Annotated in this window: 10 protein-coding genes; 8 read left to right on the top strand and 2 right to left on the bottom strand. The window is 62.7% G+C overall.

The window, feature by feature from the left end:
- The first annotated feature begins 398 nt into the window (after window positions 1–398).
- From APT63_03845 to APT63_03880, 8 genes are all read left to right on the top strand, one after another.
- Window positions 399–1,340: a cytochrome ubiquinol oxidase subunit II gene (locus APT63_03845; protein ID AMA44814.1), complete on the top strand. Its 942-nt coding sequence runs from the start codon at window positions 399–401 to the stop codon at window positions 1,338–1,340.
- Window positions 1,341–1,343: 3 nt separating this feature from the next.
- Window positions 1,344–3,362, top strand: a complete 2,019-nt coding sequence (locus tag APT63_03850) for a cytochrome ubiquinol oxidase subunit I (GenBank protein ID AMA44815.1) — start codon at window positions 1,344–1,346, stop codon at window positions 3,360–3,362.
- 3 nt (window positions 3,363–3,365) lie between these two features.
- The gene (locus APT63_03855) at window positions 3,366–3,989 is read left to right on the top strand and encodes a cytochrome o ubiquinol oxidase subunit III (GenBank protein ID AMA44816.1); all 624 of its coding nucleotides are present in this window, start codon (window positions 3,366–3,368) and stop codon (window positions 3,987–3,989) included.
- Window positions 3,989–4,321 (top strand): cytochrome o ubiquinol oxidase subunit IV, encoded by a 333-nt coding sequence (locus APT63_03860; protein AMA44817.1) that lies wholly within the window; start codon window positions 3,989–3,991, stop codon window positions 4,319–4,321. The genes APT63_03855 and APT63_03860 overlap by 1 nt, the downstream gene beginning before the upstream one ends.
- Before the next feature lie 11 nt (window positions 4,322–4,332).
- Window positions 4,333–5,220 (top strand): protoheme IX farnesyltransferase, encoded by an 888-nt coding sequence (locus APT63_03865; protein ID AMA44818.1) that lies wholly within the window; start codon window positions 4,333–4,335, stop codon window positions 5,218–5,220.
- 240 nt (window positions 5,221–5,460) lie between these two features.
- Window positions 5,461–6,669 (top strand): glutamate-pyruvate aminotransferase, encoded by a 1,209-nt coding sequence (locus tag APT63_03870; protein AMA44819.1) that lies wholly within the window; start codon window positions 5,461–5,463, stop codon window positions 6,667–6,669.
- A gap of 245 nt (window positions 6,670–6,914) precedes the next feature.
- Window positions 6,915–7,298 (top strand): ferredoxin, encoded by a 384-nt coding sequence (locus APT63_03875; protein ID AMA44820.1) that lies wholly within the window; start codon window positions 6,915–6,917, stop codon window positions 7,296–7,298.
- Window positions 7,299–7,375: 77 nt separating this feature from the next.
- Window positions 7,376–7,912: a hypothetical protein gene (locus tag APT63_03880; GenBank protein ID AMA44821.1), complete on the top strand. Its 537-nt coding sequence runs from the start codon at window positions 7,376–7,378 to the stop codon at window positions 7,910–7,912.
- Between the two features lie 43 nt (window positions 7,913–7,955).
- On the opposite strand, the gene APT63_03885 is transcribed toward APT63_03880, so the two are convergent.
- Complete coding sequence (locus tag APT63_03885; GenBank protein ID AMA44822.1) at window positions 7,956–9,071, bottom strand: tRNA 2-selenouridine(34) synthase MnmH; 1,116 nt, start codon at window positions 9,069–9,071, stop codon at window positions 7,956–7,958.
- Window positions 9,071–10,105 (bottom strand): selenide, water dikinase, encoded by a 1,035-nt coding sequence (locus tag APT63_03890; GenBank protein AMA44823.1) that lies wholly within the window; start codon window positions 10,103–10,105, stop codon window positions 9,071–9,073. The genes APT63_03885 and APT63_03890 overlap by 1 nt, the downstream gene beginning before the upstream one ends.
- Window positions 10,106–10,220 lie beyond the last annotated feature (115 nt).

Consider the following 10,220-nt stretch of genomic DNA (forward strand, 5'->3'; position numbering starts at 1 on the left):
GCTTATTGTTACAGTTTTCGCAAGAGACTGTTGCTCAATAAGTCATAGTCAAGGGTTTACGACCTATCTACAATCGCCCCCAATTTCCGTTCGGCACTGCTTGCAAGTCGCAGGATTGAAGGAAGCCAAGGCTCCTTTTTGCTGACTTAGCCAAGCGTCGCCCAACGGCGATACCGGGCGGATCTCCCTCCGCGTTTTCTCGCACCAAATGGACTTGGTCTGCAGTACGGGCTAAGCCTACGAAGCCATATGACACCGCAACTGTGCTCGATGCCGCGTTTCAGCAGTCGAACACCCCGGCACGAGCGCATTCGCACCACATGCTGACGCTTGGCAGGACGAAGTGTTGGTGACCAAAACATAATTGCATTGAAGCAAGCTGATCTAGAGGTCGTGAGATGAGTAAAAAGCGTTACCCCAGACTGTTTGGCATTCTGCCCTTTTTAGGCATGCTTTTACTCAGTGGGTGCAACTGGACCCTGCTCGACCCGAAAGGTCAGGTCGGCATTGAGCAAAAGAACCTGATCCTGATCGCGTTCGGCCTGATGTTGCTGGTCGTGATCCCGGTCATCATCATGACCCTGGTCTTTGCCTGGAAGTACCGTGCCACCAACAAGGCCGCCACCTACACGCCCGACTGGTCGCACTCGACCAAGATCGAAGCGGCCGTGTGGCTGATCCCGATCCTGATCATCATCGCCCTGGGCGTCGTGACCTACAAGACGACCCACTCGCTCGACCCGTACCGTCCACTGGATTCCGACGTGAAGCCCGTGCAAATCGACGTGGTCGCGCTAGACTGGAAATGGCTGTTCATCTATCCAGAACAAGGCATCGCCACGGTCAACAAGATCGTCTTCCCTGCCAACACGCCCGTGAATTTCCGCGTGACCTCTGACGCCGTGATGAACTCCTTCTTCATCCCAGGTCTGGGCGGCCAGATCTACGCGATGGCGGGCATGACCACCAAGCTGCACCTGATCGCCAACGAGAACGGTGAGTTCGACGGTATCTCGGCGAACTACAGCGGCGCCGGCTTCACCGGCATGAAGTTCAAGGCCACTGCAACGTCCCAAGCCGATTTCGACGCCTGGGTCAACGAAGTCAAGCAGTCGCCGAAGAAGCTGGAAAAGGCGCAGTACGAAGCCTTGGCCAAACCTAGCGAAAACAACCCGGTAGAGCTGTACGGCGAAGTGCCGGCCGACCTGTTCCAGACCATCGTCGACAAGTACGAAGGCATGAACCGCGGCAAGCCACTCAGCCACGAAGGTAGCAAGGACGTGGCCACTACCAAGGGTGCGGAGTCGAGTATGCAACCAGCTGCTGGGGCAGAGGAGTAAGAGATGTTCGGTAAATTAAGTCTGGAGGCGGTACCTTTCCACGAGCCGATAGTGATGGTGACGCTTGCCATCATCGCGCTCGGTGGTATCGCTGTGGTAGGTGGCATCACCTACTTCCGCAAGTGGAATTACTTGTGGAGCGAATGGCTGACTTCGGTCGACCACAAGAAGATCGGCGTGATGTACATCGCCGTCGCCATGGTCATGCTGCTGCGCGGCTTCGCCGACGCCATCATGATGCGTTCCCAGCAGGCGCTCGCCACCGGCGGCTCCGAAGGCTATCTGCCGCCTGAACACTATGACCAGATCTTCACCGCCCACGGTGTGATCATGATCATCTTCATGGCGATGCCGTTCTTCACCGGCCTGATGAACCTGGCCCTGCCTCTGCAGATCGGTGCGCGCGACGTTGCCTTCCCGTTCCTGAACTCCCTGAGCTTCTGGCTGCTGGTCGCCGGCGTGATCCTGGTCAACGTCTCCCTGGGGGTCGGTGAATTCGCCAAGACCGGTTGGGTCGCGTATCCGCCGCTGTCCGGGATCGAGTACAGTCCCGGGGTCGGTGTCGACTACTACATCTGGGCGCTCCAGTTATCCGGCCTAGGCACGACGCTGACCGGCGTGAACTTCCTGGTCACCGTGGCCAAGATGCGCGCGCCTGGCATGAAGCTGATGGACATGCCGATCTTCACCTGGACCTGCACCTGGGCCAACGTCCTGATCGTGGCTTCGTTCCCGATCCTGACCGCTGCGCTCGCCCTGCTGACCGTTGACCGTTATCTGGACTTCCACATCTTCACCAACGAGCTTGGTGGGAACCCGATGATGTACGTCAACCTGTTCTGGGCATGGGGTCACCCTGAGGTCTACATCCTGATCCTGCCGGCCTTCGGCGTGTTCTCGGAAGTCACCTCGACCTTCTCCAGCAAGCGCCTGTTCGGCCACCACGCGATGATCTACGCATCGGGTGCGATCGCCATCCTGGGCTTCGCGGTCTGGCTGCACCACTTCTTCACCATGGGTGCCGGCGCCAGCGTCAACACCTTCTTCGGTCTGGCGACGATGCTCATCTCGATCCCGACCGGTGTGAAGTTGTTCAACTGGCTGTTCACGATGTACCAAGGTCGCGTGCGGTTCACCCCGCCGATGCTGTGGACCCTGGGCTTCATGGTCACCTTCTCGATCGGCGGCATGACCGGCGTTCTGCTGGCCGTACCGGGTGCCGACTTCGTGCTGCACAACAGCCTGTTCGTGATCGCGCACTTCCACAACGTGATCATCGGTGGTGCCGTGTTCGGCTACATCGCGGGCTTCGCGTTCTGGTTCCCGAAAGCGTTCGGCTTCACCCTGAACGAGAAGTGGGGCAAGGCAGCGTTCTGGTTCTGGATCTCCGGCTTCTACGTGGCCTTCATGCCGCTGTACGCGCTGGGCTTCATGGGCATGACCCGTCGCCTGAACCACACCGACAACCCACTGTGGGAACCCTACCTGTACGTCGCCGTCGCCGGTGCCGTGCTGATCGCCTGCGGTATCGCCTGCCAGCTGATCCAGCTGTTCGTGTCGGTCCGCGACCGCAACCAGAACCTGGATGTGTCCGGCGACCCATGGGGCGGCCGTACCCTGGAATGGTCGACTTCGTCGCCACCTCCGTTCTACAACTTTGCCACCATGCCGGAAAAAGTCGGTCTGGATGCCTGGCATGAAGCCAAGGAAGCGGGCGTCGCGTACAAGGTTCCGGCCAAGTACGAAGCGATCCACATGCCGAACAACACCTCGACCGGTGTGTTCATGGGCCTGCTGCTGGCAGTCTTCGGCTTCGCGTTCATCTGGCACATCTGGTGGCTGGTCGGCGTCAGCCTGGTCGCGACCATCGCAGTCTTCGTTCGCCACGCTGCACGTGACGACCAGGGCTACATGGTGCCTGCCGAGGAAGTGGCGCGTATCGAAGGTGAACGTCAACGGGCCCTGCAGCTCGCCGGCGTGCCTACCGGTGGCGCTCGTGTCGAAACGTTTGAACGGGTTTAATCAATGTCCAGTCATGTAATCAATGCTGGTGACCATGGTCACGACCATGGTCACGATGATCACCACCACGACTCGGGCCAGATGACCGTCTTCGGTTTCTGGCTCTACCTGATGACCGACTGCATCCTGTTTGCGTCGCTCTTCGCCACCTACGCGGTGCTGTCCGGCAGTTTTGCCGGCGGCCCGTCGGGTCACGACATCTTCGAACTGCCGTTCGTGGCCGTCGAAACCGGGTTGCTGCTGCTGTCCAGTATCACCTTCGGCTTCGCCATGCTGCAGATGTTCAAGGGCAACAAGAGCGGTGTGCTGGGCTGGTTGGCCATCACCTTCCTGTTCGGTGCCGGCTTCATCGGGATGGAGATCTACGAGTTCCATCACCTGATCAACGAAGGCTTCGGTCCTAACCGCAGCGGCTTCCTGTCGGGCTTCTTCGCTCTGGTCGGCACCCACGGTCTGCACGTGACCTCGGGTCTGATCTGGATGGCGGTCCTGATGTACCAGATCAGCACCAAAGGCATCAATCCGACCGTCAAGACCCGCATGAGCTGCCTGAGCCTGTTCTGGCACTTCCTGGACGTGGTCTGGATCTGCGTCTTCACCGTCGTCTACCTGCTGGGGGTTCTGTAATGGCCAATGCACACGACACTCATCACGAAGGCAATCACGGTAGCGTGAAGTCGTATGTCATCGGCTTCGTCCTGTCGGTGATCCTGACCGCGATCCCCTTCGGCCTGGCGATGTACCCGAGCCTGCCGAAGAACCTGACCGTACTGGTCATCGTGGCGCTGGCCGTCATCCAGGTTGTAGTTCACCTGTTCTACTTCCTGCACATGGACCGCTCGAAAGAGCAGCGCAACAACTTGACGACGTTCCTGTTCACCACGATGGTGATCGCTCTGCTGGTCGGTCTGTCGCTGTGGATCATGTTCAGCATCCACGTCGAAATGATGGCCAAGTGAGGTAAGACAGCATGTCCCTGAAGCACTTTATCCAGATCACCAAACCGGGAATCATCTTCGGTAACGTGCTTTCCGTGGCGGGGGGCTTCTTCCTCGCCGCGCAGGGTCATGTGGACTTCGCGCTGTTCCTGGCGGTGGTGGTGGGGACGTCCCTGGTGGTCGGCTCCGGTTGTGCGTTCAACAACTGCATCGACCGTGACATCGACCAGAAGATGGAACGAACCAAGAACCGCGCCATGGTCCAGGGCGCCATGTCCCTTCCGGTGGCGCTGGCCTATGCCACGCTGCTGGGCGTCGTCGGCTTCAGCCTGCTGTACGTGCGTGCCAACCCGTTGGCGGCTTACTGCGCGCTGGCAGGCTTCGTCATCTACGTCGGCTTCTACAGCCTCTGGCTGAAGCGTCGCTCGGTGCACGGCACCCTGGTCGGCAGCCTGTCCGGTGCCATGCCTCCGGTGATCGGCTACTGCGCCGTGAGCAACAGCTTCGACCTGGCTGCCGTCACTCTGCTGGTGATGTTCAGCCTGTGGCAGATGCCGCACAGCTTCGCCATCGCCATCTTCCGCTTCAACGACTATCGCGCGGCGAAGATTCCGGTCCTGCCGGTGGCGCGCGGTATCCTGGCGGCCAAGAAGCAGATTGTGCTGTACGTGCTGGCCTTCGTGCTCGCTACCTTGATGTTGACCCTGGGCGGCTATGCCGGCCTGGGCTACCTGGCCGTCGCGGCTGCCATGGGCCTGTACTGGTTGTACATGGCCTGGGGCGGCTACAAGGCCGAGGACGACAGCAAGTGGGCACGCAAGGTGTTTGGCTTCTCCATCCTCACCGTCACCGCCTTGAGCGTGATGATGTCGGTGGACAGCCAGACGGCGACGGACGTGCTGATGACCTACGCTCGCTGATTCAGCGGTGGCTTGACCAAAGACCCCGGCCTTCGTGCCGGGGTTTTTGTTTGGGCGGGTCTCATGCGCAGAAGAGGGCAGCATTCACCGAGGAAATCTGAACATACCCCTGAAAATAATCCAGAAAACATGGATTTCACCTTTACAGAGGCTTCCATTCGGCATTATCTTTCGATCAGGTCACCGCAGTGACCAACGTCGCTCGGACGGTTCCGGGCGCTTACGTCTGTCGAGGAAATCATGGCCGAACAAGGTTCGCCGCGCCGCTTCGCGCGCATCGATCGTCTCCCCCCTTACGTCTTCAACATCACCGCCGACCTCAAGATGGCCGCTCGCCGCCGTGGCGAAGACATCATCGACCTGAGCATGGGCAACCCCGACGGCGCCACGCCGCCCCATATCGTCGAAAAGCTCGTGCAGGTCGTGCAGCGTGAAGACACCCACGGCTATTCCACGTCCCGCGGTATCCCGCGCCTGCGCCGCGCCATCTCGCGCTGGTATCAGGACCGCTACCAGGTCGACATCGACCCCGAGAGCGAGGCCATCGTCACCATCGGCTCCAAGGAGGGCCTGGCGCACCTGATGCTCGCCACCCTCGACCAGGGTGACACGGTGCTGGTGCCCAACCCCAGCTACCCGATCCACATCTACGGCGCGGTCATCGCTGGCGCGCAGGTCCGCTCCGTACCGCTGATTCCTGGGGTGGATTTCTTCAACGAGCTCGAGCGGGCCATCCGCGAGTCGATTCCCAAGCCAAAGATGATGATTCTCGGCTTTCCGTCCAACCCGACCGCGCAATGCGTCGAGCTGGACTTCTTCGAGCGTGTGGTGGCCCTGGCCAAGCGCTACGACGTGCTGGTGATCCACGACCTGGCCTACGCCGACATCGTCTACGACGGCTGGAAGGCGCCCTCGATCATGCAGGTGCCCGGCGCCAAGGACATCGCGGTGGAGTTCTTCACCTTGTCCAAGAGCTACAACATGGCCGGCTGGCGGATCGGCTTCATGGTCGGCAACCCCGAGCTGGTCAGCGCCCTGGCGCGCATCAAGAGCTACCACGACTACGGCACCTTCACGCCGTTGCAGGTCGCGGCCATCGCGGCCCTCGAAGGCGACCAGCAGTGTGTGCGCGACATCGCCGAGCAGTATCGCCAGCGCCGCAACCTGCTGGTCAAGGGCCTGCACGAGCTGGGCTGGATGGTCGAGAACCCCAAGGCCTCGATGTACGTCTGGGCCAAGATTCCCGAGCACTACGCCCACCTCGGCTCGCTGGAGTTCGCCAAGAAGCTTCTGGCCGAGGCCAAGGTCTGCGTGTCGCCCGGTATCGGCTTCGGCGAATACGGCGACGACCACGTGCGCTTCGCCCTGATCGAGAACCCTGATCGCATCCGCCAGGCCATCCGCGGGATTCGGCAGATGTTCCGGGCCGATGGGTTGCTGGCGCGGTAGAGGGGAGCGACGAGCTAAGAGCTGCGAGCTACAAGTGGATCTCTAGGGCTGTGGGATAGCGAAGGAGATGCTCAAGCCAGACGCTGCAAGCATAGCCATGCAGTGCTTGCAGCTTGTAGCTCGCAGCTTGCAGCTCACCACTCGTAACTTTTCCCCTTCCACCCCCTTCTCAGGCGCCTGCGGTTGGATTACAAAGAGCGGCGGGGCAGACCCGCCCAACGCCAACCTCTTTCAGCCTGCCCATCATGTCCGAAACCAATCCTTGCTTGAACTGCGGCGCCTGCTGCGGGTATTTCCGTGTGTCCTTCTTCTGGGGCGAGTGTGTCTCGGCCGGCGGGCTCGTGCCTGACGAGGCGGTGGTGCAGATCAGCCCGAGCCGTGTGGCGATGATCGGTACCGACAGCAAGCCCTGCCGGTGCACCGCCTTGAGCGGGGAGGTGGGGCAGCAGGTGGCTTGCACGCTCTACGCCCAGCGTTCGAGCACCTGCCGCGAGTTCGAAGCCTCGTGGGAACACGGTGAGCACAACCCGAGCTGCGACGCGGCACGGGCCGCCTATGGCTTGCCGGCGCTCACGCCGCCTGGGGCCAACGAACCGCACTGGCCGGATGACGGCATCGCCGTGGCCTGACGCCAGGCACGGCAGCTGTCGTCCGCATGACAGGTCAGGTAAGGTCGGCGCTTTCGCTCATCGCCTGGAGGGCTACCTTGGCTGCGCGTTACCTGACCCTGACCTTGATCCTGCTGGGTGTCGGCCTGTGCTTCGACGGCGCGCACATGCGTGGCGGTGCGCACATGCCGGCCTTGCAGATGCTGATCTATGGACCCTGGGGTGTGCCTTTCGGGCTGACCCAATGGTTCGCCAACCCGCTGTTCGCCCTGGCCATCCTGGCCCATCGCCGTTACCGGCGTCTGTCCCTGGGCCTGGGGCTGTGGGCGCTGTACCTGGCGGCCACCAGCATTACCCTCGAGCGCTTGCCTGACAACCAGAGCTACGCCTTCCATGACGTGACCCACCTGGGCCTGGGCTTCTACCTGTGGTCGAGTGCCATGGTCGTGTTCTGCCTGGGGCAGGGCTGGCAGATCTGTACCGCGCGCAGCCGCCAGGACGTGCCCGGATGGTCCTGGCCGGACCTGGTGCTGCTGGTGGCGATCGGCGGGCTGGTCTACGGGGCGACGCAGCTCGACTCGCTGCGCTTCGACAGCGACCAGGTGCTCATGCCGCCGGTACAGACGGTGCTCTGACCGGCTGGCTCGTAGTGCAGCCGCGTGCGCGACAGACCGCCGCTTACGGGGCCACCGTATCGCGCAGGGCCCGCGCTTCCAGGTAGGCCTTGACCTGCACCGCATCCCCGATGAACTCGATACGCTCGGCCTTGGCCTCGCGCTGATAGGCGTACATCGGGTCGTAGTACTCGTTGAGCAGGCCTTCGATCCAGCCGCGATGCGCCTCGACCGAGCCACTGCGCAACTGCTCGTCCAGCGCCTGGTGCAACAGGCTGGACAAGCGCTGGAAACGCTCACCGCCAAGCCGTTTGTAGATGCGCGCCATGCTCTGCTGCAGCCGCTCGGCGAAGGCCGGCAGGCCCTGTTCTGGCCCATGGAGCGCGACGAATTCGGCGCTCAGGTCGATCACGTAGTCGCGCAGGATGCGCTCGACGCGGTTGTCGAAGCGGTCTTCCAGCCACACCAGGGGGTAGTGCTGCATGCCCTGGTAGAGCTCGAGCGGCACGGTGCAACTGCCGACGATGCGGCCTTCGTCTTCGAGCACGAACTGGCCGATGCCGCAGTCGCGCTTTTTGAGCACGTCGATCGCCAGGGCGTTCTCGAAGTCGATCTGCGCCGGTTGCCCGGTGGCGCGCTTGCCGAAGCTGGAACCGCGGTGGTTGGCATGGCCTTCCAGGTCGATCACGTTGTCCAGCTGCGTCAGCACGTCGGTCTTGCCGGTGCCGGTCAACCCGCCGATCAGCACGAAGTCGCACTGCGCCACCGCCTGGGTAGTGGTCTCCAGCAGGAACGTGCGCAGCGCCTTGTAGCCACCAGTGATGCGCGGGTAGTCGATGCCGGCGTCCTGCTTGAGCCACTGTTGGGCGATCTGCGAGCGCAGGCCGCCCCGGAAGCAGTACAGGTAGCCGTCAGGGTGGGCCTTGGCGAACTGCGCCCAGGCGTCCAGGCGTGCCTGCTTGACCTCGCCGCTGACCAGCTGGTGCCCCAGGGTGATGGCCGCTGCCTGGCCTTGCTGCTTGTAGCAGGTGCCGACGCGCTGGCGTTCGCTGTCGGTCATCAAGGGCAGGTTGACCGTGCCCGGGAAGGCCCCCTTGGCGAATTCGATGGGCGCGCGCATGTCCATCATCGGCGCGCCTTGCAGGAACAGCGTGCGGAAGTCCGTGCAGTCGTCGCGCATCAGAGCACCTCGACCGCATGCCGCTGTCGCTCGACCAGTTCGCCAATCGGCGCCAGGTCCAGGCCCAGTTCGGTGGCCACCGCGAGAAACTCGGCCTCGCCGTCGGGCGCGACTGCCACTAACAGGCCGCCGCTGGTCTGCGGGTCGCACAGCAGGTGTTTCTGGTCGTCGCTGAGGGCGCCGATCTTGTGGCCGTAGCTGGCATGGTTGCGCAAGGTGCCGCCGGGGATGCAGCCTTCGGCCAGGTAATGCTCGACGCTGGGCAGGCGCGGCACCTGGTCGTAGTGCAGGCGGGCGGTCAGGCCGCTGCCTTCGGCCAGCTCCACCAGGTGGCCCAGCAGGCCGAACCCGGTCACGTCGGTCATGGCCAGGACGCCGTCCAGCTTGCCGAAGCGGCTGCCCGGCGTGTTGAGGGTGCACATCCAGTCACGGGCAAGGCCCTGGTCCTGGGGGCGCAGCTTGGCCTTCTTCTCGGCCGTGGTGAGGATGCCGATCCCCAGGGGTTTGGTCAGGTACAGACGGCAACCGGCACGGGCGGTGTCGTTGCGCTTGAGGTGGCGCTTGCTGACCACACCGGTGACCGCCAGGCCGAAGATCGGCTCGGGCGCGTCGATCGAGTGCCCGCCGGCCAGGGGAATGCCGGCTTCGGCGCACACGGCGCGGCCGCCCCGGATCACCTCGCGAGCGATCTCGGGGGCCAGCAGGTTGACCGGCCATCCCAGGATGGCGATCGCCATCAGCGGGTCGCCGCCCATGGCGTAGATGTCGCTGATGGCGTTGGTGGCGGCGATCCGGCCGAAGTCATAAGGATCGTCGACGATCGGCATGAAGAAATCGGTGGTCGAGACCACGCCCCGCTCCTCGTCCAGGGCATACACCGCGGCATCGTCGCGCGACGCGTTGCCGACCCACAACTTGGGGTCCAGGGCCTGGGTGCCGCTCTCGGCGAGGATCACGTCCAGCACCTGGGGGGAGATCTTGCAACCGCAGCCGGCACCGTGGCTGTACTGGGTCAGGCGAATCGGCTCGCTCATACGCACCTCTGAAGTTCTGATGCGCGATTGTAGCAAAGCTGGCCTTTGCGCCCGTGGCTCTTATAATCAGCCGACACGCGGCGACGGGTGTCAATCGGCAGTAGGGCGTTCGGTG

The organism is Pseudomonas monteilii, assembly GCA_001534745.1.
GTDB lineage: Bacteria > Pseudomonadota > Gammaproteobacteria > Pseudomonadales > Pseudomonadaceae > Aquipseudomonas > Aquipseudomonas alabamensis.